Consider the following 26,731-nt stretch of genomic DNA (forward strand, 5'->3'; position numbering starts at 1 on the left):
ATGAGCGTCTCTCCGTCTTATGCGTTCAGCACGCGACCATACGCATCCAGAACGCTTTCCTTCATCATTTCCGAAAGGGTCGGGTGCGGGAAGACCGAATGCATCAGCTCTTCTTCGGTCGTTTCGAGATTCATGGCGATCACGAAGCCCTGGATGAGCTCGGTTACTTCAGCGCCGACCATATGAGCGCCAAGCAACTGTCCCGTCTTCTTGTCGAAGATGGTCTTGACCAGTCCCTGATCTTCTCCGAGTGCGATCGCCTTGCCGTTTGCGGCAAATGAATAGCGTCCGACGCGGATATCGTAACCTTGTTCCTTGGCCTTTGCTTCAGTCAGACCAACGGAAGCGACCTGCGGATTACAATAAGTGCAGCCCGGGATCATATTCTTTTCGAGCGGATGGACATTCGGAAGACCGGCAATCTTCTCGACGCAGATAACACCCTCGTGCTCAGCCTTGTGCGCCAGCATGGGCGGACCTGCAACGTCACCGATAGCATAGATGCCCGCAACATTGGTCTTGCCATAACCGTCGATGACGATGCATCCGCGATCAGTCTTAACGCCGAGTGTTTCCAGGCCAAGATTTTCGATGTTGCCCTGAACGCCAACCGCCGAAATCATACGGTCGACCGTCAATTTCTCAGTCTTGCCATCCTTAGTCTCGATATGAGCGGTTACGTTGTTATCGCCCTTCTCGACCTTGGTAACCTTGGCATCGGTAATGATCTTCAGACCACGCTTTTCAAGCTGCTTACGCGCGAACGCGGAAATCTCGGCGTCTTCAACCGGCATGATCTGCGGCATGAGTTCCACGACAGTCACGTCGACGCCCATGTCTTTGTAAAAAGAAGCGAACTCGATACCGATTGCGCCCGACCCCATTACAAGCATGGACTTCGGCAGTTCCGGCGGAACCATTGCTTCGAAATAGGTCCAGATCAGCTTGCCGTCCGGCTCAATGCCCGGCAAAGCGCGCGGACGTGCGCCGGTGGCGACAATGACGTGCTTCGCCTTGTAGGTGCCCTCGCCAAGAACGCCCTTGGGGACAGGATTCTGTGGCTGCATCGGCTGCTTGGAGGTTTTACCAACCGAAATCTCAACCGGATTGCTACCCGAAGCCGCTTTTACAAGCTTTGCCTCGCCCCAGATCACATCGATCTTGTTCTTCTTCATCAGGAAGCCGACGCCGCCGTTAAGACGGGCGGACACACCGCGCGACCGCTGTACCACAGCCTTCACATCAGGTGTAATCGTACCTTCCAGCTTCAAGCCGTAATCCTTGGCGTGTTCGCCAAAATGCAGGATTTCAGCGGAGCGCAAAAGCGCCTTGGTCGGGATACAACCCCAATTTAGACAGATACCGCCCAGATGCTCGCGCTCGACGATTGCCGTCTTGAGGCCTAGCTGTGCAGCACGGATCGCCGTTACATAACCGCCCGGTCCCGATCCAATAACAATAACGTCGTAAATGTCGGCCATAGTTCTTGCCCTTATTCCTGAAAGCGGAAAGACCGCGCCTGTCTCTGTATCACCACAAAGACAGGCGCGGCTTCGATTCCATCAGACCAGCATACCCATCGGGTTTTCGATGTGGCGTTTGAAGGCCTGTGCAAGTTCAGCAGCCAACGCGCCGTCGACAGCACGGTGATCGGTTGAAAGCGTTACAGACATAACGGTCGCAACCTTGATTTCACCGTTCTTGACCACTGCACGCTGTTCACCTGCACCGATTGCGAAAATGGTCGCATGAGGCGGATTGATGATTGCAGCAAAGTCCTTCACGCCGAACATGCCGAGGTTGGACACGGAGGTCGAACCGCCCTGATATTCCTCAAGCTTCAGCTTGCGGTCACGCGCACGCTTGGCAAGGTCCTTCATCTCGTTGGAGATGGTGGACAGCGTCTTCGATTCCGACTGACGCACGATTGGCGTGATCAGACCACCTGGGATGGAGACAGCAACGCCAACATCTGCACGCTTGTGCTTGACCATGCCACCTTCCGTCCAGGAGACGTTGGCTTCAGGAATATCACGCAGTGCAAGAGCTACAGCCTTGATGACCATATCGTTGACCGAAAGCTTGTAGGCTGGAACCTCACCCTTTTCAGTCTTGATCATCGGTGCGGCAGCATTGATCTGTGAACGCAGAGCCAGAAGCGCATCCAGTTCACAATCGATCGTCAGATAGAAATGTGGAACGGTCTGCTTCGATTCCACCAGGCGGCGGGCAATCGTCTTGCGCATGCCGTCATGCGGAACGATCTCGTAGGTGCCTTCTTCAAAGAGCTTGAGAACGGCATCATCCGACATCGGCTTCGGAGCGGCTGCAGAGCCAACTTCCATCTTCGGCGCAGCAGCCTTGGCACTACCGGAAGCCAGAGCGGCTTCCACATCGCGCTGAACGACACGGCCATGCGGACCGGTGCCCTTCACAGCAGCGATATCCACACCGGATTCCTTGGCGATACGGCGTGCAAGCGGTGATGCGAACACGCGATCACCCTTATTCGAAGCAGCAGCAGACTGCTCTGCCTTGGCTGTTGCGGGCGCCGTTGCAGGGGCTGCAGCTTCCTTTTTGGCTTCAGCCGGCTTCGGTTCTTCTTTCGGAGCCTCGGCCTTTGCTTCCGCCTTCGGAGCAGAAGCTGCACCCTCGGCCGCAGCCGCCACGTCCTCGCCTTCTTCGGCGAGGATAGCGATCAGCGCATTGACTTTGACACCTTCAGAGCCCGCGGGAACCACGATCTTGGCAATCGTGCCTTCGTCCACAGCTTCCACTTCCATCGTGGCCTTATCGGTCTCAATTTCAGCAATAACATCGCCAGGAGCGACCTTATCGCCTTCCTTGACCAGCCATTTCGACAGGTTGCCTTCTTCCATCGTCGGAGAAAGCGCTGGCATGGTGATATTGATCGGCATGTCCAGACCCTTTCGTTACGCGGTATAGGTAACGGCTTTCACCGCTTCGACCACTTCGGCGACAGTCGGCAGCGCCAGCTTTTCCAGATTTGCCGCATAAGGCATTGGAACATCCTTACCAGCAATGGTCAGGATTGGCGCATCGAGATAATCGAAAGCCTGCTGCATGACGCGGGTGGCGATTTCCGTGCCAACGGACGACTGCGGGAAACCTTCTTCCACAGTCACCAGTCGGCCGGTCTTCTTGACCGATTCGACGACAGTCGGAATATCCATCGGACGGATCGTGCGCAGATCAATGATTTCAACATCGATGCCTTGCTGGGCCAGCTCTTCAGCCGCCTTGACAGCGTAGGTCATGCCGATACCGAACGAAACGATGGTGGCGTCCTTGCCTTGCTTGTGAATGCGAGCCTTACCGATAGGCAGAACAAAATCGTCAAGTTTCGGCACATCGAAATGATGACCGTACAGGATTTCGTTTTCGAGGAAGATCACCGGATTCGGATCACGAATAGCAGCCTTCAGCAAGCCCTTGGCGTCGGCTGCCGTGTACGGCATGACGACCTTCAGACCTGGAATATGGCTGTACCAGGCTGCGTAGCACTGCGAATGCTGGGCAGCAACGCGTGCAGCCGCACCGGACGGACCACGGAAGACCATCGGAGCGCCCATCTGTCCACCGGACATATAAAGCGTCTTGGCTGCAGAGTTCACGATCTGGTCGATTGCCTGCATGGCGAAGTTGAAAGTCATGAATTCAACGATCGGACGCAGGCCTGCAAAAGCAGCGCCAACACCTACACCGGCAAAACCATGTTCCGTAATCGGAGTATCCACAACGCGCTTGGAACCGAACTCATCAAGAAGTCCCTGCGTTATCTTGTAAGCGCCCTGATACTCGGCAACTTCTTCACCCATCACGAAAACGTTCGGGTCGCGGCGCATTTCTTCGGCCATCGCGTCACGAAGTGCTTCACGAACAGTCGTGGAAACCATTTCGGTGCCAGCCGGAATGTCCGGGTCAGACGCGACTTCGAGTGCCGGAGCCTTGGGAGCAGCCGGAACAGAATCAGCTTTCTTTTCTTCGGCTTTTGGCTCTTTTGGGGCTTCTTCTTTCGGCGCTTCAGCCTTGGTGGCTGGAGTAGAACCAATATCGGAAGCGCTTTCGCCGTCACCGAGAAGCACGGCAATCGGCGTATTGACCTTCACGCCTTCCGTGCCTTCATCGACCAGAATCTTGCCGATCGTACCTTCGTCGACAGCTTCGACTTCCATCGTCGCCTTGTCGGTTTCAATTTCAGCGATCACATCGCCGGACGTAACCTTGTCGCCTTCTTTCTTCAGCCACTTGGAGAGCTTGCCCTCTTCCATGGTTGGGGAAAGTGCGGGCATGAGAATTTCTACGGGCATGACAACACCTTCCTGGAATTAGAGCAGAATATCCGTGTAGAGCTCGGATGCATCCGGCTCCGGATCGTTTTGAGCGAAATCAGCAGAATCTGCGACAATATCGCGGACGTCCTTGTCGATTTCCTTCAGCTCTTCCTCGGTTGCCCAACCCTTGTCGATCAGACGCTGCTTGACCTGCTCGATCGGATCATGCTCGGAGCGCATCTTCTGCACTTCTTCCTTCGAACGATACTTTGCCGGATCCGACATGGAGTGACCGCGATAACGATAGGTCTGCATGTCAAGAATGATCGGCCCCTTACCCGAGCGCGTCCATTCTACAGCCATATCGGCAGCAGCCTTGACCGCGCGAACGTCCATGCCGTCAACCTGGATACCCGGAATATTGAAAGAGAGACCGCGCTTCGAGAAGTCCGTTTCTGCGGACGAGCGCGAAACCGATGTGCCCATGGCATAGCGGTTGTTCTCGATGATGTAGACTACCGGCAGCTTCCACAGCGATGCCATGTTGAAGCTTTCATAGACCTGCCCCTGATTGGAGGCGCCGTCGCCGAAATAGGTCAGCGTTACATTGTCGTTGTCACGATAACGATTCGCGAACGCAAGGCCTGTGCCAAGCGAAACCTGCGCACCGACGATACCGTGACCGCCGTAAAAGTTCTTCTCTTTGGAGAACATGTGCATGGAGCCGCCCTTGCCCTTGGAAAGGCCGCTGCGACGTCCGGTCAATTCAGCCATAACGCCACGCGCGCTCATGCCCGCTGCAAGCATATGACCATGATCGCGATAGGCGGTGATAACCTGATCACCTTCCTTCAGCGCCATCTGCATGCCCACTACTACGGCCTCCTGGCCGATATAAAGGTGGCAGAAGCCTCCAATGAAGCCCATGCCATAAAGCTGCCCGGCCTTTTCTTCGAAACGCCGGATCAACAGCATTTCGCGATAAGCGTCCAGCTCCTGCTTCTTGTCGAAGTTCACAGGTGCAGGTGCCTTGGGTGCAATCACAGAAGACGCCTGCGCTTTGCCAGCAGGCGACTTTTTAGCCCTCGGTGCCATATCTCGCTCCCTAGATTGTCGTTCTATTGTGACGTTATACGGGCATATCACAAGATACAATATGCGCCCAGAGCATAGCTGCTATGTCGCCAAGCCCTTAAAAACATACCACAAAAAGACAATTAACCGGATTTCAGTTAATATGATCGGTCTTCCCTGGAGGTGATAATTGTCACTTCATCGGGATGGGAGAGATTAAGCGCTCTGCGTGCCTGCTCGTCAAGCATATCCTTCTCGATGGAACCGTCGCGCAAAAGCGTGACTCGTTTTTCAAGAGCGGTGCGATCCGCCGCCACCTGTTCGAGCTGCTTGGCCAGAAGGCTTTTTTGCTCTTCAAGCTGGATACGGGAGTAGAGACCGAATTCGCCATGATAAGCGTGAAAGCCGAAATAGCTCAGAAACGCGGCCGTCAGAATGGGTAGTACAAAACGCCCACGGATCGATTTACGCTTCTGCTTGGTCCACATTTCGGCTTCCTTCCCGGATATTCGGAGCCACTACGAATCCTGTGAAGGGCGTCAATCCGAATTCCACCATCAAGCATTATTTTGCTTAACAGAGATTTACCAAGAACAGATGTCGGAAGCGGACAATCGTGAATTTTCCATGCTGTAGCAAACAGCTTCGCCCGCAAACTATTCAAACGGTCTCATTTTCAGCCTCAAAGGGAATCAGCGTCCAACGCTTTCTAGCTCCCATGTTCACGTAAGCACCAATGATAGCGAGACGTGAGCGTCTATAGATTCTGACAGTCTCTCGAACCAGAAGCCGCATCAATGTAGGACGGATTTTTGCACGTTTGCGATTGCCGCCAATTGTACTTTCCAGACCTATCTGACGGCACAGCGCCGGGTAAGTCTGATAGACTGCAAAATTCGAGAACGGGCCAAACTCGGAATCAAACAGAAAATGGTCCAGAGGGGCCGAAGGCTTTTCCATAAAGGCGAGCATACGCTGTGCGGCTGGCTTTGAGATGATATATCCCGCCGACAGAAGGTGCCGACTGCGCAATCGTGCAACCGTGAAATGCGTTTCAGTGCAGGGCAGATGCGCCCCCAGAAGAACTGCCCTTTCATGAGTTTCAATCTTTATGATATCCGCATCGACAGGTATCCAGTTGCTTGAAGCAAACAGTTTGCCGGCATCGCGACCAAAAACGACATCATCTTCAAAGACTGCCGCATGGTCTTCTTCACCTTGTGCAATGAGTTCAAGACATTTCTTATGGGAAAGAAAACAGCCTATTTCGGCAGGTGTGAGAGGATGTGGCCATTTTTGATTTGAGGCCAATGCATCATGAACCTGCTCTGGAGTGAACATTCGCGCATCGACGGCGCCCACGCGCGTAAAGTCGCACCCCAGCTTGCGAAACTGCTCCGCCATAAAAGCAAGCCGATCGCAGCTCCTGTCGAGATTAATCAGATAAGATTTCATGAAAGCCCCCTAGCGAGATGAACTCCTAGCGCGCATCCAAAAAAGTGTGAAACGGTTTTCTGCCAAGATCCACGTTCGTACAAAGGATGAGAGCGCCGATCTGCGTCAATCAGATCGGCGCTCCAGGGTCGCCATAAATTGTCAATTACCACGGCAGACAGGCGAACTCTTGATCTTGCAAGCTAAACACTAGGGGCGATCAAACATCGACAATCGTGGAAAATCCGCCCATGATCATGCGCTTGCCATCAAATGGCATCTGATCCCCCATCGCCTTCATGCGTGGGTCACTCATCATCTTGCTGTTTGCAGCGTCGCGCGTTGCCTTGTCGGGATACTCAAACCAGGAGAACACAACCTCCTCGTCTGCCTCTGCCTTAACTGCACGTCGAAAATCGGTGACCTTGCCGTCCGGCACGTCATCTCCCCACGCTTCGACCATGCGTGTCACACCAAACTCTTTGAATAATACCGCCGCTTCTGCGGCATGCTTGCGATAGAGTTCTTTGTTCGCCTTGGGGACGGCGACAACAAATCCTTCAATATAGGCCATTTTCTCTCTCCCGTTGATAAATCCGCCCACGGCTTCATCAGTTGAGTTTCAAGCCGCTCCCTCATCGGTTCGACACCAATGTAATAACATTGATATCAATATAATTACATTGGGTCAAATGCCGGATATCTGGGCTCATATAGTGCTGAAACGAAAAAAGGCGGACCGAAGCCCGCCTTTTTTAATTCTCAGGAAAAATTAGAGGAACTTCAGTGCGCCGCGGCCTGCATAGCGGGCCTGTTTGCCCAGTTCTTCCTCGATGCGGATAAGCTGATTGTACTTGGCCGTACGATCAGAACGGGCCAGCGAGCCAGTCTTGATCTGGCCGCAGTTGGTGGCAACTGCGAGATCGGCAATCGTCGAATCCTCAGTTTCACCCGAACGGTGCGACATGACTGCAGTGTATCCAGCCTTGTGAGCAGTTTCGACAGCGTCGAGCGTTTCCGACAACGATCCGATCTGGTTGACCTTGACGAGAATCGAATTGGCAACGCCCATGCGGATACCGTCGCGCAGACGGGCCGAGTTGGTGACGAACAGATCGTCGCCGACAAGCTGGCACTTGTTGCCGACGAGATCGGTCAGGTACTTCCAGCCTTCCCAGTCGTCTTCAGCCATACCGTCTTCAATGCTGACGATTGGATAATCGGCGACGAGCTTGGCCAGATACTTGGCCTGCGCCTTCGGGTCACGGGTCTTACGTTCGCCTTCATAGACGTAGTTGCCGTCCTTGAAGAATTCGGTCGATGCGCAGTCAAGGCCGATGGCAATGTCTTCACCCGGCTTGAAACCAGCCTTTTCGATCGATTCCATCACGAAATCGAGTGCAGCCTGGGCGCTCTTGAGGTTCGGAGCGAAACCGCCTTCATCGCCGACATTGGTGTTGTGACCGGCATCCTTGAGGCGCTTCTTGAGCGTATGGAAAACTTCCGAACCGTAACGCACGGCTTCACGAATGGACGAAGCGCCCACAGGGAGAATCATGAACTCCTGGAAGTCGATCGGGTTGTCGGCATGGGCGCCGCCATTGATGATGTTCATCATAGGAACCGGCAGAACATGCGCGTTGGCGCCACCGACATAGCGGTAAAGCGGAAGCCCGGTCGCCTGAGCTGCAGCCTTGGCAACGGCAAGCGAAACGCCCAGAATAGCGTTGGCACCGAGGTTACCCTTGTTGGCCGAGCCGTCGAGGTCGATCATCGTCTGGTCGATAAGCAGCTGGCTTTCCGCATCCATGCCTGCAATAGCGTCGAAAATCTTGCCATTAACGGCTTCAACAGCCTTTTCCACACCCTTGCCAAGATAACGGCTACCGCCGTCGCGCAACTCTACGGCTTCATGTGCACCAGTTGATGCGCCGGACGGAACGGCAGCGCGTCCGAAAGAGCCATCTTCAAGCACGACGTCCACTTCGACGGTCGGGTTGCCGCGGCTGTCGAGAATTTCGCGGCCGACGATGTCGATGATTGCAGTCATAGGAACCAGTCCTTCCCTATAGATTGCCCCGCCATATCCGCGAGGCCTTAACAAATCCAATGCGGCCATTTCTTAGCGCATAATCCTGAAAGTTTGCAGACATTTCAGAAAAGATTATGCACCGGGCCAGTTTTTAAGCCTTAGCGAAACAAAAGGCGGAGGAAAATCCCCCGCCTTTTTAAATTCTCCGAGAACTGTTTAAAGCCCTTTCGCGATACGATCGAAAGCCATGAGCTTTTCGAGAAGCGCGGGCATTTTATCCACCGGCACCATGTTAGGACCATCAGATGGTGCGTTATCCGGGTCCTGATGCGTTTCGATGAAGAGCCCGGCAACACCGACGGCAACTGCAGCCCGAGCCAGCGTTTCCACAAATTCACGCTGTCCACCTGACGAGCCACCCTGTCCGCCCGGCTGCTGCACGGAGTGAGTCGCGTCAAAAACAACCGGCGAACCAAGACCGGCCATGATCGGCAGAGAGCGCATATCGGAAACAAGCGTATTATAACCGAAAGAAGCACCGCGTTCCGTCGCAAGAACATTCGGATTACCGCTTTCCGTAATCTTGGAAAGCACATTCTTCATATCCCATGGCGCCAGGAACTGTCCCTTCTTGACGTTCACGACACGTCCTGTCTTCGCGGCAGCGATCAGTAAATCGGTCTGGCGGCAAAGGAATGCCGGGATTTGCAGGACATCGACCACAGGAGCAACTTCAGCACACTGCTCTTCAGTATGGACATCCGTCAGTACCGGAAAACCGAACTCCTTCTTGAGATCAGCGAAAACCTCCATTGCCTTTTCGAGGCCGATTCCACGCTCAGCTTTCAAGGAAGTGCGATTGGCCTTATCGAAGCTGGACTTGTAGACGAGACCAATGCCGAGCTTATCGGTCATTTCCTTGAGGCGGCCAGCCATATCGAAAGCGTGTTCACGCGTTTCCATCTGGCATGGACCTGCAATCAGGGCAAATGGCGCGCTGTTTGAAAAAGTAACATTTCCGATTTGTACAGATGAATTGGCAGTCGCCATGACATGAACCTCGAAACTGAATGCCTTGCAGGCACCTTATCTGGCGCAAAGGTCGGTCGAAAACAAGACCACAACCTGAAAGCCGAAACGAAAACGCGCCCCGAAAGGCGCGTTAGAGTTTTAGACCAGCCGGCTCTGTTCGATCGCCGCTTCAATGAAGGAAGCAAAAAGCGGATGCGGTTCGAATGGTCGGGACTTCAGTTCAGGATGGTATTGAACACCGATAAACCAAGGATGGTCAGGATATTCGACCGTTTCCGGAAGAACACCATCCGGTGACATGCCCGCAAAGTTCAATCCGGCTGTCTCAAGGCGATCCTTGTAGTCGATATTGACTTCATAGCGATGACGATGACGTTCTGAAATATCCGACGATCCGTAGATCTCCGCGATTTTCGACCCCGGCTTCAATGCTGCTTCATATGCACCAAGACGCATCGTGCCGCCAAGATCGCCTGCTGAAGCGCGCTTCTCGAGCATATTACCCTTCAGCCACTCCGTCATGAGACCGACAACCGGCTCCTTGGTCGGGCCAAACTCGGTCGATGAAGCGTTTTCAATGCCGACGAGATTGCGAGCAGCTTCAATGCAGGCCATCTGCATGCCGAAGCAGATACCGAAGTAAGGAACCTTGCGTTCACGAGCGAACTTCGCTGCAAGGATCTTGCCCTCCGCACCACGTTCGCCGAAACCGCCCGGCACCAGAATGCCGTGAACCTTTTCCAGATACGGAGCAGGATCTTCGCTTTCGAAGACTTCTGCCTCGATCCAGTCGAGATTGACCTTCACCTTGTTGGCGAGACCACCATGATAAAGCGCCTCGATCAGCGACTTATAGGCATCCTTGAGGCCGGTATATTTGCCAACAATGGCAATGGTCACTTCACCTTCCGGATTGTGGAGACGGTTGGAAACCTCCTCCCAACGATCCATACGCGGCTTTGGAGCCGGATCGATACCGAATGCAGACAGGACCTCCGAATCAAGGCCTTCCTTATGGTAGGCAATCGGAACATCATAGATCGTGGCCACGTCGAGCGCCTGAATGACCGCGCTTTCGCGGACATTACAGAACAGCGACAGCTTGCGACGTTCTGATTCAGGAATCTCGCGATCAGCACGAACCAGAAGAATATCTGGAGCAATACCGATAGAGCGCAGCTCCTTGACCGAATGCTGGGTCGGCTTGGTCTTCAACTCGCCAGCTGCCGGAATATAAGGCATCAAGGTCAGATGGATATAAACTGCCGTTCCACGTGGCAATTCGTTGCCAAGCTGACGGATTGCTTCAAGGAACGGCATGGCTTCAATGTCGCCAACCGTGCCACCGATTTCGCAAAGAACGAAATCATAGTCCTCGTTACCTTCGAGAATGAAGTTCTTGATCTCGTCGGTCACATGCGGAATGACCTGAACTGTCGCGCCGAGATAATCGCCGCGGCGTTCCTTTTCAATGATATTACGGTAGATGCGACCGGTAGTGATATTATCCTGCTGATTGGCAGGACGACCGGTGAACCGCTCGTAATGGCCCAGATCAAGGTCTGTTTCAGCACCATCGTCGGTGACGAACACCTCACCATGCTGGTAAGGCGACATCGTGCCGGGGTCGACATTCAGATAAGGGTCGAGTTTACGGATACGCACGCGGTAACCGCGTGCCTGAAGGAGTGCAGCCAGTGCTGCAGCGGCTATGCCTTTTCCGAGGGAAGAAACCACGCCGCCTGTGATGAATACATATCGCGCCATGGGCTTATCTCGTTAGACTTTCTTGATTGATTCCGCCACAAAAAAATGCACCCCGGCAGTGTTTTTCACCGAAGTCAGGCGGTAATCGTCATTACACAAAGAAAAACCGGAGCCAGAAACCCCGGAGCGAATACATCTGCATTCTCTAGCGCCTCTATTCAGATAAAGCCATGTCGAAGCTCGAAATCCACAGCTTCCACTAGCTAGAATAGCAACTGACGCAAAAGAAAAGGCCGAGCCCGCAAGCCCGGCCACATTCAGATAGTCATTTACAGATCAGAGAACAACCACTTCGGTGCCAAGACCGACCCGCTCGTAAAGATCCATCACGTCTTCATTGATCATGCGGAAGCAGCCATTGGAAGCTGAGCTACCGATGGTCCAGGGCTGAACGGTACCGTGAATGCGGATGTAGGTGTCCTTGCTCCCCTGGAACAAGTAAAGGGCGCGGGAACCAAGCGGGTTACCCGGGCCACCATCCATGCCGTTCTTGAAACGACCATAATGAGCCGGATCGCGCTCGATCATTTCCTTGGTCGGAATCCAGCGCGGCCACTCGCGCTTCGCATTGATTGTTCCGGTGCCCTTAAATTCCAATCCCTGCTTGCCCACAGCAATGCCGTAACGGCGAGCAGTCGACGACGTTTCAACAAGATAAAGGAAACGTTGTTTCGGATCGATCACGATGGTGCCCGGCTTATAACCGGTAAAGGCTACTTCCTGCGCGCGGAACTTCGGATCGATACTGTATTTATTGGCTTTCACGGCGTTGCCGTTCTTGGAAGCCTTTTTCTTTTTCGGCTTTTCAGGATTAGCCTTGGCATCGCTTGAAAGAGCAACCTGCTGAACGGATGCGGAAGCTTCATTGAGCTGCGCTTCAGCGCTTACCGGCGAAGTTGCAAATGCCGGAGCAGTCGCTCCAAAACAAAGACTTGCAATACCTGCCATCAGAATACGGCGTGAAAACATGTTCGGTTCCCGAAAATTCAAGCACGAGGGAGAAACATCCGCCGCATTGATTGCGACCAGACTTTCGCTCTCCTTACTGCAAAGCGATCCGGTTCTCAATTCGCCGCCATCATTCTGCAATGCGATTCGCGGCAGCCTATTGCCTAGCTGCAACACTTTGGAGTGTCATAGTTAACAAAAAGAAAACCGGCCTCAAGGGCCGGTTTCGCATTGCGTTCATTTTGCTCGGTTTTTTACTGCGAACTTGGAACCGGGTTGGCTGGCGTTTCCGGAACGACCGGAGCCTGCGGCTGGGTAGCATCAGGCTGCGTTGCCGGTGCCGCAGCGCCCGGAGCTACCGGTGCGGTCTGATTGGCGTCAGGACGCGACGACTCACCGCCCAGCTGGTTCAGAATGCCGCCATTGCCGCCTGCAGGAGCAGTCTGACTACCGGTTGCCGCCGGGATACGATTGAGGATATCGGTCGGCTTTTCGCCGTAGCGCGCCATGATACCAAGAATAAGCGAGGTTGCGAAGAAACCTATCGCAAGAATGGCCGTCGTGCGGGTCAGCGCGTTCGCTGCACCGCGAGCCGTCATGAACCCCGAACCACCGCCAATACCAAGGCCGCCGCCTTCCGAACGCTGGATAAGCACAACGCCGACAAGCGCCAGCACGATCAACAAGTGAATGACAATGATTACGGTCTGCATGGGTTACGGTCTTTATATCCCTAAAACTAGAGCGGCTCTTTACACGCTATTGTCCGATAATCCAAGCCCCGAGACCAAGATAGACAGACATGATGTGCCGGTTACAAATTACGATAGGTTTCGCATATGGCGAGAAAATCACTGGCCTTCAAGCTTGCCCCACCAACGAGCGCACCGTCAACGTCCGCGACGCCGAGCAATTCGATTGCGTTGGAAGGCTTGACTGAACCGCCGTAAAGCAGCCGAAGATGCGCGCCTTTCGTGCCGAAACGCTCGATCATTTGCTCGCGCATGAATGCATGCGCGGCCCGCACGTCCTGCACCGTCGGCGTCAACCCTGTGCCAATTGCCCAGACAGGTTCATAAGCGATGATTGTGTTCTCGGCATTCACGGCATCCGGCAAAGAACCAGCAAGCTGTTTGCCGATCACATCAAGGGTACGCTCCGCTTTGCGCTCATCGGCAGTCTCGCCGACGCAAACAATCGAGATCAACCCGGCAGCCCATGCGGCCTCAATCTTGGCGAAAACAACCTCATTGCTTTCCAGATGGTCAGTCCGGCGCTCGGAATGACCGATGATCACATGCGTGGCGCCAGCTTCTTTAAGCATTTCAGCAGAAACATCGCCCGTATGCGCACCGGATACTTTGTGGTGAGCGTCCTGGCCACCGAGGCCGACAGTTTCACCTTCGAGCGTTTCCGCTGCGCGAGAAAGAAGTGTCGCTGGTACGCAGATAACTGCATCAAGCTTGCGGCCAAGATCGGAGCTTAGACCGGCAGCAATCGCACGCAATTCGGTCAGGGTTTCTCCCGTGCCATTCATCTTCCAGTTGCCAGCAACCAGCGGACGGATTCCCGGAGTCATTTCATTCTCCTCGCCTGTTCAAAACAGCAGGCGCAACCGCCTCTCGAAAGCGGGCCAGCGCCAAAATTTGCCACTGACTAAGCGTATTCGTGCCGCAATGCAAATGTTCTTGAGTGCCTATATGCAATGAGACCTTGCATATAGGGCTGGCTTGAGGTTATCCCCTGACTGGCTCTATCTATAAAAGCCGAGCTTCGATTTATTCTTGAAGGGTTTCCAATGCTCGACAGCCTGCGCTCCGCCGCTCAATCCTGGGTCGCCAAACTTCTGCTTGGCCTGCTTGTACTGAGCTTTGCGATCTGGGGCATCTCCGATGTCTTTCGCGGCGGCCTGACAGGCAACGCCGCATTGACGGCTGGCGATTCCGAAGTAAGCGCCACTGATTATCGTTTCGCCTATGAGCAACAGATGATGCGTCTGTCGCAGCAGTTTCGCCAGCGTCTGACGCGCGAACAGGCGAAAGCATTTGGCATCGAAAATCAGGTACTCGCCCAGCTCGCAGCTGGCGTGGTTCTGGATGAGGGGGCGCGGACCATGCAGCTCGGCCTGTCCAAGGACGGAATTGCTCGGCTGACCGGCGAAGATCCTGCTTTCCATGATGCAAGCGGCAATTTCAATCGTGCGCAGTTCGATGCGGTTCTTCGTCAATCCGGCATTCGTGCGCAGGATTACCTCGACAATCGTGCGAAGGTCGCTCGCCGCCAGCAGATCGTGGAAGCTGCAACGGATGGCATCAAGCTTCCGAATGCGGCGTTGAAGGCGCTGGCCCTTTATCAGGGTGAAACCCGCAGCGTTGATTACGTGACCATTCAGGCTGAAAAAGCCGATGCAGTCCCTGCCCCGTCCGACGATGCGCTCAAAACCTATTTTGACGCCCACAAGGACGAATATAAGGCGCCGGAGTATCGGAAGATAACCTATGTGAAGCTGGAACCGGCAGATATTGCCGATCCGTCTGCTGTCACACAGGATGAAATCAACGAATATTACGAAAAGAACAAGGACCGCTTCTCCACAATCGAAAAGCGCGCCATCGAGCAGTTAAGCTTTGCTGATGATGCTGCGGCTGAAGCTGCCCAGCAGAAAATCGCCGCAGGAACCAGCTTTGTCGACATCGGCAAGGAACAAGGCAAAACCGAAGACGACCTGAAACTTGGTTCGTTCGAAAAGTCCGCTATTCCTGATCAGGCGGTTGCCGATGCAGCGTTTGCGCTTTCGGAAAATGGTGTGAGCCAGGTCGTCAAGGGCGGCTTTGGTCCCGTTATCCTGCGCGTGACGAAGATCGAGCCGGCTCACGTGAAGCCACTAGCCGAAGTTGAAAGCGAAATTCGCACCACACTTGCAAGCAATATCGCAGCAAGCAGCATCGGCGGTATTCATGACTCCTATGAGCAGGATCGGTCCGACGGCGCATCCATGGCCGATGTGGCAAAGAAGCTGAGCCTCAAATCCGTCACTGTGGAAGCCGTTGACGCCGAGGGCAACGATCCTTCCGGCAATCCAGTTCAGCTACCAAACTCCGAAGCATTGCTTTCTGCTGCCTTCCAGGCTGATCAAGGGTTTGACAACGACGCCCTTACCATGGGCAATGTCGGCTACCTCTGGTACCAGATCGATGGTGTAACTCCGGCACGTGAGCGTACGCTCGACGAAGTCAAGGACAAGGTTGTAGCTGCATGGAAGGGCGAGGAAGCTGTAAAGCGTCTCAACCAGCGTGTGGAAGAACTGAAGAAGCGCCTCGATGGCGGCGCGACACTCGACACGATTGCCTCCGAATTGGGCGTCGAGAAGCAGACCAAGCGCGGTGTCATCCGCACGACCAACGATGCTGATATCGGAACGGCTGCAGCAGCACAGATTTTCCGGGGAGCAGATGGTTTCACCGGTAGCGCGGCGGCACCTTCGGACGATGCCCAGATTCTGTTCAAGGTTGTTGAAGTAACCGAACCTGCGGGAGCCGGCCCGGAAGCTATTCCGGAACAGCAGCAGAAATATCTGGCGACGTCACTCTCGGATGATGTTCTCGAACAGCTCGTCGGCGAATTGCAGAAACAGTACCCTGTGAAGATAAATCAGGCCGTCATCAACAACGCTCTGGCGTTCTAAGGACGATGGGCATCCAAAATGGCTGATCTAAAACCCTATATCGCGAAAGCCGCATCGGGCGAGCCGCTTTCGCTTGAGGACTCCAGGGCTGCCTTCGATATCATGATGTCGGGACAGGCAACCCCGTCGCAGATCGGCGGGCTGTTGATGGCGTTGCGCGTTCGCGGTGAAACTGTACCGGAAATTGCTGGTGCGGTTGCGTCCATGCGATCGCGGATGCTGGCGGTTTCAGCTCCTGCCGATGCGATCGATATTGTCGGAACAGGTGGTGACCAGTCGGGTTCCTACAACGTCTCAAGCTGCTCGGCGTTTGTTGTCGCTGGTGCCGGTGTGCCTGTCGCCAAGCATGGTAACCGCGCCCTCTCCTCACGTTCGGGCGCAGCCGATGCGCTGGCCGCGCTCGGCATCAACATTGAGGCTGACGCGAGCATTATCGGCCGCAGCATCACCGAAGCCGGCCTCGGTTTCATGTTTGCACCGATGCACCATTCTGCCATGCGCCATGTGGGTCCTTCCCGCGTTGAACTTGGAACACGCACCATCTTCAATCTGCTCGGCCCCCTTTCCAATCCGGCCAGCGTCAGGCGTCAGCTTGTCGGAGTATTCGCACCGCAATGGCTCGTACCGTTGGCCGAAGTTCTCAAGGAGCTTGGCTCCGAAGCCGCCTGGGTTGTTTATGGTGACGGGCTCGACGAAATGACCACTGCGGGCACGACACAAGTTGCCGCCCTTGAGAACGGCCAAATCCGTACCTTTGAAATCACGCCTGAAGACGTTGGCCTCCGTCGTTGCGATCCGGCAGAACTGAAGGGTGGAGAGGCTTCGCTGAACGCTAAGGCTCTGCTGGGTGTGCTTGAAGGCGATAAAAATGCCTATCGAGACATCGTCCTGCTCAATTCGGGCGCGGCACTCGTCATTGCGGACAAGGCGAAAGATCTGAAAGAAGGCATCGCCATCGCGGCGCAATCCATCGACAGCGGTGCAGCACTTGCTGTTTTGCAGAAGGTGATTGCCGTTTCGAACGACAAAGTTGCCTGACGGAAAGGATTAAGTCATGTCCACCGACATTCTGCGTAAGATCGAGGCTTACAAGCGCGAAGAAATCGCCGCAGCCAAGGCCGAACGCACCGTCGCCGATTTGAAGGCACGAGCACAGGATCAGGAAGCACCGCGTGGTTTCCTCGCGGCGCTCGAGGCAAAACGCGCCGCCGGTGAATTCGCGCTGATCGCCGAAATCAAGAAGGCAAGCCCGTCGAAGGGCCTTATCCGCCCTGATTTCGACCCGCCTGAACTAGCGCAAGCCTATGAGGCTGGTGGTGCTGCATGTCTCTCCGTGCTGACTGACACGCCGTCCTTCCAGGGAGCGCCAGAATTTCTGACGGCAGCTCGCAATGCTTGCAGTCTCCCGGCCCTGCGCAAAGATTTTCTGTTCGATACCTATCAGGTGCATGAAGCCCGCAGTTGGGGAGCGGACTGTATTTTGATCATTCTTGCCAGCGTCGACGATGATCTGGCGAAAGCGCTGGAAGAAACCGCGTTCGAGCTCAGTATGGATGCACTCATCGAAGTGCACGACGAGACCGAGATGGAACGTGCACTGAAGCTTTCGTCCCGTCTGCTCGGCGTCAACAATCGCAATTTGCGTACATTTGAAGTTGATCTCGCTGTTTCGGAACGCCTGTCGAAAATGGCACCTTCCGATCGCGTTCTGGTTGGTGAAAGCGGCATATTCACACACGAAGATTGCCTGCGTCTGGAAAAATCTGAAATCGGGACGTTCCTCATCGGAGAGAGCCTGATGCGCCAGGCAGATGTCGCGGCGGCTACCCGTGAACTCCTGACCGGCAAGGCCTGACCAATGGTATCCAAGCTCACCCATATCGACCAGACCGGCGCTGCCAATATGGTGGATGTTGGGGCGAAGGATGAAACTGAACGTCAAGCCACGGCCGAAGGATCGGTCAGAATGAAGCCGGAAACGCTGGCGATCATCCTGGAAGGCAATGCCACTAAGGGCGACGTCATTGGCGCTGCGCGTCTGGCAGGCATCATGGCGGCAAAAAAGACCGCCGACCTGATTCCCCTCTGCCATCCGCTTATGCTGACCAAAGTCGCTGTCGACATCGAACCGGATCAGGCACTACCCGGTTTGCGCGTTCGCGCAGTCGCCAAGCTCAAAGGACGCACGGGCGTGGAAATGGAAGCCCTCACCGCCGTTTCCGTCACGTGTCTTACGATCTATGACATGGCCAAAGCCGTTGACAAACATATGGAGATCGGCGGCATCCGCGTTACCAAAAAAAGCGGCGGTAAATCAGGTGACTGGAAAGCCTGAGCCGCTGAACTTTGCTCTGGATCAATTCTTCCAGACAGGCTTTATGCTCTAAACGGGCCAACAATTCAGTTCGAGAGGAAACGCAATGTCCCTTCTCCCGGTCGATGAAGCACTGGCCCGCATCCTGAAATCCGCGGAACCGCACGGCACAGAACAAGTCGCTTTGTCCGATGCGGGTGGACGCGTGGTTGCAACACCTGTGCTCGCACATTTTCTCCAGCCGCCCTTCGACGGGTCGGCGATGGACGGTTATGCCCTGATCGCGCCCGACAACATCTCTTATCCTGTTGAGTTCGACGTAATAGGCGAATCGGCGGCGGGCAATCGCTTCGAAGGCGAATTGGGGATCGGACAGGCGGTTCGCATTTTCACCGGAGCGCCACTACCCAAAGGCACAGACACAATTGTCATTCAGGAACACACCGAGCGTTCGGGTAACCGGCTCACTGTTCTCGAAGGAATGGAGCCAGGACGGCATATACGCCGCGCGGGCCTCGATTTTTCGCCCGGTAACATCGTCATTTCGAGCGGACGTGAGCTGGATGCCGCCGCCTTATCGCTAGCCGCTGCAAGCGGGAACGCGAAAATCGACGTATTCCAAAAACCCAAGGTGGCAATCGTTGCGACCGGTGATGAACTTGTCGCACCGGGTGAAACACCCGGAAAGGACCAAATTGTTGCGTCGAACAGTGTGGGAATCGCCGAAATCATAAGGCGGTCGGGCGGCAGCCCTGCAGACAAGGGGATCATTCCGGACGATCCTGCCAAAATCGAACAAGCAATAGCAGACAGCCTGCAAAGCGGCATCGACATTCTGGTTACGATCGGCGGCGCGTCCGTCGGGGATCGAGATTTTGTGCACGGCGCGCTTCAAAAATTGGGAGTCGATCTCGATTTTTGGAAGATCGCCATGAGGCCGGGCAAACCACTGATGTACGGACGCATCGGTGTGAATGGCAAAATTGTGCATGTGATAGGCTTGCCCGGTAATCCTGTTTCGAGCCTCGTCTGCAGTCTAGTTTTCCTCCGTCCGCTTGTCGCCAAGCTGGCCGGAACCAACCTTGATGCCGACATCCGGCCTGCGAAGCTTGGTGCTTCCCTACCTGCAAATGACCATCGCCGCGATTATATCCGGGTTACAATCGAATCAACTCCGGATGGAACGCTGATCGCGAAGCCATTTCCGGTCCAGGATTCGTCCATGCTCTCGGCTCTCGTCGGCTCAAAAGCACTTCTCATCAGAGATGAGAACGCGTCCGCTGCCTCAATCGGCGACGATTGTCGCGTCCTTATGCTGTAGATCAAAGACAGATTCCGGCTTTTCTAATTATGAGAGAAATCATATAACTAATTATAATATATATATTATATCGCTTCTAATCTAAAATTTCCCACCAATGACGCTCTCGTGTCAAAACGTTCCGCCCATTCTCACTCGGAGCGTTAATGGATTTAAAACCATTGCAGAACAAGACTGGAACATATAGTGTTCGTTCTGGTTTTGTTTTTCTCAATTCTTGGTCGGGAGGGTGTCGCGCATGTTAACCCGTAAACAGCACGAGCTTCTGCTGTTCATTCACGAACGTCTGAAAGAAACAGGCATTCCGCCGTCTTTCGATGAAATGAAAGAAGCACTCGATCTGGCTTCAAAATCGGGTATCCATCGTCTGATTACGGCTCTGGAAGAGCGTGGTTTCATCCGCCGCCTGCCGAACAGAGCACGTGCGCTTGAGGTTTTGCGCCTGCCTGATTCCATCGCACCGGGGCTCAATGCGCAAAAGAAGTTCGCCCCTAGCGTTATCGAAGGTAGTCTGGGCAAAGCGCCGCCGCCGCCCTCACCGGGACGCCCTGCCCCTGTAGCTACGAATGACGACACGTCCGGAACTGTATCCATACCGGTTATGGGGCGGATTGCTGCCGGCGTGCCCATCTCCGCGATTCAGAATCAAACCCATTCCCTCAGCCTTCCGCCCGAAATGATCGGCGCGGGCGAGCATTACGCTCTTGAGGTCAAAGGCGATTCAATGATCGATGCCGGAATTTTCGACGGAGACACCGTCATTATCAAGCGTGGCGAATCCGCAAATCCAGGTGAAATCGTGGTGGCGCTTGTCGATGACGAAGAAGCAACTTTGAAACGCTTTCGTCGCAAGGGAGCATCCATAGCTCTTGAAGCCGCTAATCCGGCTTACGAAACACGAATATTCGGACCTGACCGTGTTCGTGTGCAGGGTAAGCTTGTCGGCCTGATCCGCCGCTACTAGAGCATTTCCAACAAAAGAACGAAGCGGCTTTACGTAGGAAATACGTAAGGCAAAGAGATCGAGCGGATCCATAGTTCATTTTTAATTGGAAGCGTTCGAGAATCATTTGCAGCGATTTGCTTCGTCGTCGGCGTCTGATGTGCAGCTCGCTGCGTTTTTGACAGCTCGAGATTTGGACTTGTACTCACGTTCGGGCAAGCCGCGCGCCGGACGCGAATGGATGCGATGCAAATGCCAAGGACGGCTTGGCGTATCGACTGCAAATGTTATTCGGTTATCGTGTTGCAGATCAGATATCGCCTGCCCGACGTCTGGTTTTATTGTTTCGGACGAAACTATCGATAAAGCCTGGAAAGCTTGGTTTGGTTCTGGTGCTTTCCCGAGTCTGATTTCCACAGCTCCCTTCAGCGCCAGATCGCGTTTACTGATGCTCAGAGTTTTGGAACGACCGCACGACGCGTTTTTGCCGGGAACCGCGAGAATAACCACATCGCCGATATTGCAGGCTATCTCTTGCATTGCGATGTTTGCCGTATAGGCAAGTGTGCGACCATCGCGCAGATTGATCGTGCACAATCCATCTTCGCATTCAAACCCATTCCCACCCGTTCGTTTCTTGTTTTTGCCTGATGGCGGCACGATAAACTCTTCTATCAGATAAGCGGTTTTCCAATTATCGATCGTAAATTGCGAGGGGCGGTTTCGATTGATCGCGAACCTGCCATCCGCCAATCGGACGCCTACCAGTTTGGCATCCTCCGATATTACGATATCGGGCAAAGGCTCCCTGATGAAAACAACGAGCCCAACAGCAATGAACGGAAGCGCCAGTACCTTCAGTCTGGTAGACAGAACAACAGCCAGAACGAGCGCAATGGTCCACAGAACGAGAGTGAGTGCCGGCATCGTCCCCGGATTGCCGTCGGGGGACCATGCCGCAACAAGGGCGGCAATATGCCTGACGGTGAAAATTCCCCACCCCATGATCTGCAAAGGCACCCAGTCCAGTTGCAGCGGCATTAGCACGAGACCGAAGACAGCGAACGGCATCACGAGGAGCGCTATTACGGGCTCGGCTAGAACGTTGCCAAGCAGGCCTAACGGTGCGGTATTGTTGAAATGATAAGCAGCAAAAACTCCGCTGGCCAGTCCGGCAATGACTGAAGTGGCGGCTGCAGCCGTGATCGGTTTCAGGATTCTTCCAGCAAAGCCATGGGTGGTCCTGCCACGCTTTTCCTTACCAATCTGTCTGCTCGCGCTGCGCTCACTCCACCAGGCATAACCGGCAATCAACGCGGCTGTGGCTGAGAAAGACATTTGAAAACTCGGCCCCAATATCTCGTGCGGCGAGATTGCGATCATGGCGATAGCTGCAATCGCCAGATTACGCATGCTGATGGCAGCTCGATCCACCAGCAATGCTCCGAGCATGATCGAGATCATTATATAACTACGTTGTGCGGCGACATCCGCACCTGACATAGCAAGATAGAAGGTACAGCTTAGCAGAGAGAGAAATGCCGCATACTTCTTCACAGGATGCCGTACACTGAAGGCGGGAAACAGCGCGAAAAGTGACCGCAACGTCAGCATGACGACCCCGGCGGCTAGTGCCATATGCAAGCCGGAGATCGACAGAATATGCGCTAGTCCCGCTTTGCGCAGATCTTCATTGGTCTGCTCGCTGATCCCTGCACGCGTACCTGCTACGAGCGCAGAAGCGACACTGCCATCCTCCCCACCAATCACCTCTTCAATCCGTTCCGAAACCCGAACGCGCAGCATGGCAATCCACTGAGAAATTTCCGCAGTCAGTTCATCTGGCGGAGAAACCGGCGTCGCTTTGGGGATTCCGAGAAAAAAACCATTGGCACCGATCCCATTGAAGTAAGTGTGGAACGAGAAATCATAATTGCCGGGGCGAACTGGGCCTGACGGGATACGCAGTCGTACAAAGCCTGTCAGTCCGCCACCGATCACGGTCGACGCCGGAATGTCCCTTGCATTGATGCGGATGCGCTTGGGTGGAAAACGGAGTTTCGGGCGTTCGGTCTGGAGCACATCAAGCGTTATCCGCCAGCTGCCATTATCCTGGTATTCAAGAGCAACAACCCGACCCGTTACGCGTGTCGCCACATCAGAACCCAGCATCGGTGTCGCACGGCGTTCCGTCTCCCATTTGCCGACTACAAGACCAGTCACCAAAGCGATGGCCAATGTTATGCCTTGCCCAGCGACGTGGTGCCTGCGCATTGCAATTCGCAAGATAATGGCAATCGCAAGCATGGACAGAAGCGGTGTCCATGAGGGTTCGAATGAGAGCGTGAAATAGATGATTGCACCAATACCGGCGAAAACTGGCAGCAAGAGAAAAAATACGCCTCGCCCGGCTTCAGTTTCAATCGCTGTCCTGATCTGATCCGTCGCAACGAAGGGAATAGAGAGGAAACCTTCACGCAGGCGGGGTACAGGCGGCTTTACTGACTCTGGATTTGCCGGGAGTTCCGTTTCATTCTGGGGCCAGGCCTCTGGCAACAGAGTGCGCACCAAACCATCGGGCATGCTTCTGACAAGCGCCCGTTCGTTTGCATCACTCGCTTCCCTGATGCCTGTCATGCCCCCCGCCTGACCGCAAAAGTTAGCCCAAACCGTCAAAACACTCCGAAAGAACGACGGCACATCAGTACGAAAGGGATGCGAAACCCTTGCGCACATTGCTGCCTATGCTACATGAACCGCAGCCGAAATCGAGTGGGTTCGCATCAGGAACCCCGATTACCTGCCGGAGTTTTTCCCGCAGGCGTCAGAATTCAAGTTTGCGCCAGCGTCTCGGCATTCGCCGCTGCTCTGAAAAGGCGCATGACATAGTGGAGCTATCATGTCGAAACCGGTTGTTACCCGTTTTGCCCCCTCGCCCACGGGGTATCTGCACATTGGTGGTGCGCGTACTGCATTGTTCAACTGGCTCTATGCCAAACACAACGGCGGCAAGATGCTGCTGCGCATCGAAGATACCGACCGGGAACGTTCCACAGACGCCGCGACGGCTGCCATTCTCGATGGGCTGACCTGGTTGGGTCTGGATTGGGACGGCGACGCCATCTCGCAGTTTGAACGCGCGCCTCGCCATCGGGAAGTAGCGGAAGAACTCGTCGCTCATGGCAAGGCATACTATTGCTATACAACGCCGGAAGAGCTGGAGGAAATGCGCGAGAAAGCGCGCGCCGAAGGCCGTCCGCCGCGTTATGATGGCCGCTGGCGTGATCGCGATCCGTCTGAAGCACCAGCAGGCGTGAAGCCGGTCATCCGTATCAAGGCTCCGCAGGAAGGCGAAACCCTCGTGCAGGACGCTGTGCAGGGCGATGTGCGTTTCCCGAACAAGGATCTCGATGATTTCATCATTCTCCGTTCTGACGGTACGCCGACCTATATGCATGCGGTTGTTGTTGACGATCACGACATGGGCGTGACGCACATCATTCGCGGCGACGATCATCTTACCAACGCCGCGCGACAGACCGTCATCTATGATGCAATGGGTTGGGACGTGCCGCAAATGTCGCATATTCCGTTGATCCACGGTGCCGATGGCGCAAAACTCTCCAAGCGTCATGGCGCTCTTGGCGTCGATGCTTATCGCGCCATGGGCTATCTGTCGGCAGCATTGCGCAATTATCTCGTCCGCCTTGGCTGGAGCCACGGCGATGACGAAATCATGTCAACGGAACAAATGATCGAATGGTTCGACGTCAAGGACATCAACAAGGGCGCGGCCCGTTTCGACTTTCAAAAGCTTGAGGCAATCAACGGCCTCTATATGCGCGCCAGCGATGATAAAGCGCTTTACGACGCACTCGTCGCCGTTCTGCCGGAAATTGAAGGCGGCAAGGAAATTGCCGATGCTCTGGACGACAAGCGAAGCGCACAATTGCTAGCCGCCATGCCTGGCCTGAAGGATCGCGCCAAAACTCTGGTAGAACTGGCCGACGGATCGAAGTTCATCTTCGCTGCTCGTCCGCTCGATCTGGATGAGAAGGCAGCATCTCTCCTGAATGAGGAAGGCCGCGAGGTACTTAAATCCGTACTCCCGGATTTGGAGTCAGCAAGCGAGTGGACTGCTGAATCACTCGATGCCGTTATACGGACTCACGCAGAGAAAACCGGCCTGAAACTGGGCAAGATTGCACAACCTTTACGGGCAGCCTTGACCGGTCGCACCACCTCCCCGGGCGTATTCGATGTGCTTTTCGTCCTTGGACGTGAAGAGTCCTTGGGGCGTATTCGCGATCAAATCGTTTAAGGTGGGATCATTCACGCTGACGTGACAAAACCCACTTAAATAGTTCAAATTACGCATTGCATCGCGAACCGTTTGGGATAGTTTGACGGGCAAATTCGTTAGGATAATGCGTTAAACGCTTATGGTCCCCACAGGGGCGGGGACCATTCCAAGAGATAAAAGACAAATTATAACGACGATTACAATTCTGCCGTCGTGCGGGCGGCAAAGTGGAAATGAAAGGAAACACGATGTCAGATAAGACAGCCAGCTTTACACTAGAAGGCAAAACATTCGACCTGCCTGTGCGACAAGGCACTGTCGGACCAGACGTCGTTGATATCGGTCCACTCTACAAGAATTCCCAGATGTTCACCTACGATCCGGGCTTCACGTCGACCGCATCGTGCGAATCCAAGATCACTTACATCGATGGCGACGAAGGCACCCTGCTCTATCGCGGCTATCCGATCGATCAGCTCGCCGAACACGGTGATTTTCTGGAAACCTGCTATCTGCTTCTCTACGGCGAACTGCCGACCGCAACACAGAAGTCTGACTTCGACTATCGTGTGACGCGCCACACGATGATTCACGAACAGATGACGAAGTTCTTCACGGGCTTCCGTCGTGACGCCCATCCGATGGCAGTGATGGTCGGCTGTGTCGGTGCGATGTCAGCATTCTATCACGATTCCACCGATATCACGGACCCACATCAGCGTATGGTTGCGTCGATCCGTCTGATCGCCAAGGTTCCGACACTTGCCGCCATGGCGTACAAATACCATATCGGCCAGCCCTTCATGTATCCGAAGAACGACCTCGATTTCGCGTCGAACTTCTTGCATATGTGCTTTGGCGTTCCGTGCGAGGATTACAAAGTTAATCCGGTTTTGGCGCGCGCCATGGACCGCATCTTCATCCTCCATGCGGATCATGAACAGAATGCCTCGACTTCAACCGTGCGCCTCGCCGGTTCTTCAGGCGCCAATCCTTTTGCGTGTATTGCTGCTGGCGTTGCTTGTCTCTGGGGCCCGGCCCACGGCGGCGCAAACGAAGCCGCACTCAACATGCTTGCTGAAATCGGTTCTGTTGACCACATTCCTGAATTCATCGCCCGCGCAAAGGACAAGAACGATCCGTTCCGCCTGATGGGCTTCGGCCACCGCGTCTACAAGAACTATGATCCGCGCGCCAAGATCATGCAGAAGACTTGTCATGAAGTTCTGGGCGAACTCGGCATCAAGGATGATCCATTGCTCGACGTTGCAATGGAACTCGAAAAGATCGCCCTGACGGATGAGTACTTCATCGAGAAGAAGCTTTACCCGAACATCGACTTCTATTCAGGCATCACCCTGAAGGCTCTCGGCTTCCCAACAGAAATGTTCACGGTTCTCTTTGCACTCGCCCGCACCGTCGGCTGGGTCGCACAGTGGAAGGAAATGATCGAGGATCCACAGCAGAAAATCGGTCGTCCGCGCCAGCTTTATACAGGCGCTCCCGAACGCGATTACGTGCCGCTCGCAAAGCGCAAATAAGTATCCGATCTACAAGAAAACCCCGGTTGCCTTTGGTAACCG

At 54.5% G+C, this 26,731-nt stretch carries 21 protein-coding genes and 1 pseudogene; 8 read left to right on the plus strand and 14 right to left on the minus strand.

All coding sequences use genetic code 11. The annotated features are described in order from the left end of the window. Nucleotides 1–17: 17 nt before the first annotated feature. From lpdA to tpiA, 13 genes are all read right to left on the minus strand, one after another. Complete coding sequence (gene lpdA, locus CQZ93_RS07360; protein WP_105541997.1) at nucleotides 18–1,481, minus strand: dihydrolipoyl dehydrogenase; 1,464 nt, start codon at nucleotides 1,479–1,481, stop codon at nucleotides 18–20. Nucleotides 1,482–1,562: 81 nt separating this feature from the next. Continuing rightward, nucleotides 1,563–2,918 (minus strand): pyruvate dehydrogenase complex dihydrolipoamide acetyltransferase, encoded by a 1,356-nt coding sequence (locus CQZ93_RS07365; protein WP_105541998.1) that lies wholly within the window; start codon nucleotides 2,916–2,918, stop codon nucleotides 1,563–1,565. A gap of 15 nt (nucleotides 2,919–2,933) precedes the next feature. Next, nucleotides 2,934–4,331 carry a pyruvate dehydrogenase complex E1 component subunit beta gene (locus tag CQZ93_RS07370; RefSeq protein WP_105541999.1) on the minus strand — a complete coding sequence of 466 codons (1,398 nt, stop codon included), beginning with the start codon at nucleotides 4,329–4,331 and terminating at the stop codon, nucleotides 2,934–2,936. 18 nt (nucleotides 4,332–4,349) lie between these two features. Next, nucleotides 4,350–5,390, minus strand: coding sequence for a pyruvate dehydrogenase (acetyl-transferring) E1 component subunit alpha (gene pdhA / locus CQZ93_RS07375; protein ID WP_105542000.1), 1,041 nt, complete (start codon nucleotides 5,388–5,390; stop codon nucleotides 4,350–4,352). A gap of 137 nt (nucleotides 5,391–5,527) precedes the next feature. Beyond that, nucleotides 5,528–5,857 carry an FtsB family cell division protein gene (locus CQZ93_RS07380; RefSeq protein WP_105542001.1) on the minus strand — a complete coding sequence of 110 codons (330 nt, stop codon included), beginning with the start codon at nucleotides 5,855–5,857 and terminating at the stop codon, nucleotides 5,528–5,530. Between the two features lie 172 nt (nucleotides 5,858–6,029). Further along, nucleotides 6,030–6,824, minus strand: a complete 795-nt coding sequence (locus CQZ93_RS07385) for a glycosyltransferase family 25 protein (RefSeq protein WP_105542002.1) — start codon at nucleotides 6,822–6,824, stop codon at nucleotides 6,030–6,032. 199 nt (nucleotides 6,825–7,023) lie between these two features. Next, a complete protein-coding gene (locus CQZ93_RS07390) occupies nucleotides 7,024–7,377 on the minus strand; it encodes a DUF1428 domain-containing protein (protein ID WP_010660004.1) in 354 nt (117 codons plus the stop codon). Between the two features lie 198 nt (nucleotides 7,378–7,575). Further along, nucleotides 7,576–8,853, minus strand: coding sequence for a phosphopyruvate hydratase (gene eno, locus CQZ93_RS07395; RefSeq protein WP_105542003.1), 1,278 nt, complete (start codon nucleotides 8,851–8,853; stop codon nucleotides 7,576–7,578). A gap of 198 nt (nucleotides 8,854–9,051) precedes the next feature. Continuing rightward, nucleotides 9,052–9,885, minus strand: coding sequence for a 3-deoxy-8-phosphooctulonate synthase (kdsA, locus tag CQZ93_RS07400; RefSeq protein WP_105542004.1), 834 nt, complete (start codon nucleotides 9,883–9,885; stop codon nucleotides 9,052–9,054). Nucleotides 9,886–10,005: 120 nt separating this feature from the next. Next, entirely contained in the window at nucleotides 10,006–11,634 is a 1,629-nt protein-coding gene (gene pyrG / locus CQZ93_RS07405; RefSeq protein ID WP_105542005.1) for a CTP synthase, read from the minus strand. Nucleotides 11,635–11,910: 276 nt separating this feature from the next. Further along, nucleotides 11,911–12,603, minus strand: coding sequence for a L,D-transpeptidase (locus tag CQZ93_RS07410; protein ID WP_105542006.1), 693 nt, complete (start codon nucleotides 12,601–12,603; stop codon nucleotides 11,911–11,913). A gap of 233 nt (nucleotides 12,604–12,836) precedes the next feature. Then, entirely contained in the window at nucleotides 12,837–13,295 is a 459-nt protein-coding gene (secG, locus tag CQZ93_RS07415; RefSeq protein WP_105542007.1) for a preprotein translocase subunit SecG, read from the minus strand. 101 nt (nucleotides 13,296–13,396) lie between these two features. After that, nucleotides 13,397–14,161: a triose-phosphate isomerase gene (gene tpiA, locus CQZ93_RS07420; RefSeq protein ID WP_105542008.1), complete on the minus strand. Its 765-nt coding sequence runs from the start codon at nucleotides 14,159–14,161 to the stop codon at nucleotides 13,397–13,399. Nucleotides 14,162–14,380: 219 nt separating this feature from the next. On the opposite strand from tpiA, the gene CQZ93_RS07425 reads away from it, so the two are divergent. From CQZ93_RS07425 to lexA, 6 genes are all read left to right on the plus strand, one after another. Beyond that, nucleotides 14,381–16,267 carry a peptidyl-prolyl cis-trans isomerase gene (locus CQZ93_RS07425; protein WP_105542009.1) on the plus strand — a complete coding sequence of 629 codons (1,887 nt, stop codon included), beginning with the start codon at nucleotides 14,381–14,383 and terminating at the stop codon, nucleotides 16,265–16,267. An 18-nt stretch (nucleotides 16,268–16,285) separates the two neighbouring features. Then, nucleotides 16,286–17,305 (plus strand): anthranilate phosphoribosyltransferase, encoded by a 1,020-nt coding sequence (gene trpD / locus CQZ93_RS07430; protein WP_105542010.1) that lies wholly within the window; start codon nucleotides 16,286–16,288, stop codon nucleotides 17,303–17,305. Between the two features lie 16 nt (nucleotides 17,306–17,321). Next, nucleotides 17,322–18,122, plus strand: a complete 801-nt coding sequence (gene trpC, locus CQZ93_RS07435) for an indole-3-glycerol phosphate synthase TrpC (RefSeq protein ID WP_105542011.1) — start codon at nucleotides 17,322–17,324, stop codon at nucleotides 18,120–18,122. Between the two features lie 3 nt (nucleotides 18,123–18,125). After that, entirely contained in the window at nucleotides 18,126–18,602 is a 477-nt protein-coding gene (gene moaC, locus CQZ93_RS07440) for a cyclic pyranopterin monophosphate synthase MoaC (protein ID WP_105542012.1), read from the plus strand. An 85-nt stretch (nucleotides 18,603–18,687) separates the two neighbouring features. After that, a complete protein-coding gene (locus tag CQZ93_RS07445; RefSeq protein ID WP_105542013.1) occupies nucleotides 18,688–19,902 on the plus strand; it encodes a molybdopterin molybdotransferase MoeA in 1,215 nt (404 codons plus the stop codon). A 238-nt stretch (nucleotides 19,903–20,140) separates the two neighbouring features. Beyond that, nucleotides 20,141–20,866, plus strand: a complete 726-nt coding sequence (lexA, locus tag CQZ93_RS07450) for a transcriptional repressor LexA (RefSeq protein ID WP_105542014.1) — start codon at nucleotides 20,141–20,143, stop codon at nucleotides 20,864–20,866. 102 nt (nucleotides 20,867–20,968) lie between these two features. Here lexA and CQZ93_RS07455 read toward each other — a convergent pair. Then, a pseudogene (locus tag CQZ93_RS07455) lies at nucleotides 20,969–23,272 on the minus strand (ComEC/Rec2 family competence protein); the annotation flags it as partial. Between the two features lie 472 nt (nucleotides 23,273–23,744). On the opposite strand from CQZ93_RS07455, the gene gltX reads away from it, so the two are divergent. Together gltX and gltA are read left to right on the plus strand one after the other, a co-directional pair. Next, nucleotides 23,745–25,166 (plus strand): glutamate--tRNA ligase, encoded by a 1,422-nt coding sequence (gene gltX / locus CQZ93_RS07460; RefSeq protein ID WP_105542016.1) that lies wholly within the window; start codon nucleotides 23,745–23,747, stop codon nucleotides 25,164–25,166. Nucleotides 25,167–25,396: 230 nt separating this feature from the next. Further along, nucleotides 25,397–26,689, plus strand: a complete 1,293-nt coding sequence (gene gltA / locus CQZ93_RS07465; RefSeq protein ID WP_105542017.1) for a citrate synthase — start codon at nucleotides 25,397–25,399, stop codon at nucleotides 26,687–26,689. Nucleotides 26,690–26,731 lie beyond the last annotated feature (42 nt).

Origin of the sequence: Ochrobactrum vermis, assembly GCF_002975205.1 — a bacterium.
Classification (GTDB): domain Bacteria; phylum Pseudomonadota; class Alphaproteobacteria; order Rhizobiales; family Rhizobiaceae; genus Brucella; species Brucella vermis.

Coding starts and splice junctions, on each gene's coding strand:
- lpdA (WP_105541997.1), bottom strand. CDS start 1,481: ATGGCCGACATTTACGACGTTATTGTTATTGGATCGGGACCGGGCGGT.
- CQZ93_RS07365 (WP_105541998.1), bottom strand. CDS start 2,918: ATGCCGATCAATATCACCATGCCAGCGCTTTCTCCGACGATGGAAGAA.
- CQZ93_RS07370 (WP_105541999.1), bottom strand. CDS start 4,331: ATGCCCGTAGAAATTCTCATGCCCGCACTTTCCCCAACCATGGAAGAG.
- pdhA (WP_105542000.1), bottom strand. CDS start 5,390: ATGGCACCGAGGGCTAAAAAGTCGCCTGCTGGCAAAGCGCAGGCGTCT.
- CQZ93_RS07380 (WP_105542001.1), bottom strand. CDS start 5,857: ATGTGGACCAAGCAGAAGCGTAAATCGATCCGTGGGCGTTTTGTACTA.
- CQZ93_RS07385 (WP_105542002.1), bottom strand. CDS start 6,824: ATGAAATCTTATCTGATTAATCTCGACAGGAGCTGCGATCGGCTTGCT.
- CQZ93_RS07390 (WP_010660004.1), bottom strand. CDS start 7,377: ATGGCCTATATTGAAGGATTTGTTGTCGCCGTCCCCAAGGCGAACAAA.
- eno (WP_105542003.1), bottom strand. CDS start 8,853: ATGACTGCAATCATCGACATCGTCGGCCGCGAAATTCTCGACAGCCGC.
- kdsA (WP_105542004.1), bottom strand. CDS start 9,885: ATGGCGACTGCCAATTCATCTGTACAAATCGGAAATGTTACTTTTTCA.
- pyrG (WP_105542005.1), bottom strand. CDS start 11,634: ATGGCGCGATATGTATTCATCACAGGCGGCGTGGTTTCTTCCCTCGGA.
- CQZ93_RS07410 (WP_105542006.1), bottom strand. CDS start 12,603: ATGTTTTCACGCCGTATTCTGATGGCAGGTATTGCAAGTCTTTGTTTT.
- secG (WP_105542007.1), bottom strand. CDS start 13,295: ATGCAGACCGTAATCATTGTCATTCACTTGTTGATCGTGCTGGCGCTT.
- tpiA (WP_105542008.1), bottom strand. CDS start 14,161: ATGACTCCGGGAATCCGTCCGCTGGTTGCTGGCAACTGGAAGATGAAT.
- CQZ93_RS07425 (WP_105542009.1), top strand. CDS start 14,381: ATGCTCGACAGCCTGCGCTCCGCCGCTCAATCCTGGGTCGCCAAACTT.
- trpD (WP_105542010.1), top strand. CDS start 16,286: ATGGCTGATCTAAAACCCTATATCGCGAAAGCCGCATCGGGCGAGCCG.
- trpC (WP_105542011.1), top strand. CDS start 17,322: ATGTCCACCGACATTCTGCGTAAGATCGAGGCTTACAAGCGCGAAGAA.
- moaC (WP_105542012.1), top strand. CDS start 18,126: ATGGTATCCAAGCTCACCCATATCGACCAGACCGGCGCTGCCAATATG.
- CQZ93_RS07445 (WP_105542013.1), top strand. CDS start 18,688: ATGTCCCTTCTCCCGGTCGATGAAGCACTGGCCCGCATCCTGAAATCC.
- lexA (WP_105542014.1), top strand. CDS start 20,141: ATGTTAACCCGTAAACAGCACGAGCTTCTGCTGTTCATTCACGAACGT.
- gltX (WP_105542016.1), top strand. CDS start 23,745: ATGTCGAAACCGGTTGTTACCCGTTTTGCCCCCTCGCCCACGGGGTAT.
- gltA (WP_105542017.1), top strand. CDS start 25,397: ATGTCAGATAAGACAGCCAGCTTTACACTAGAAGGCAAAACATTCGAC.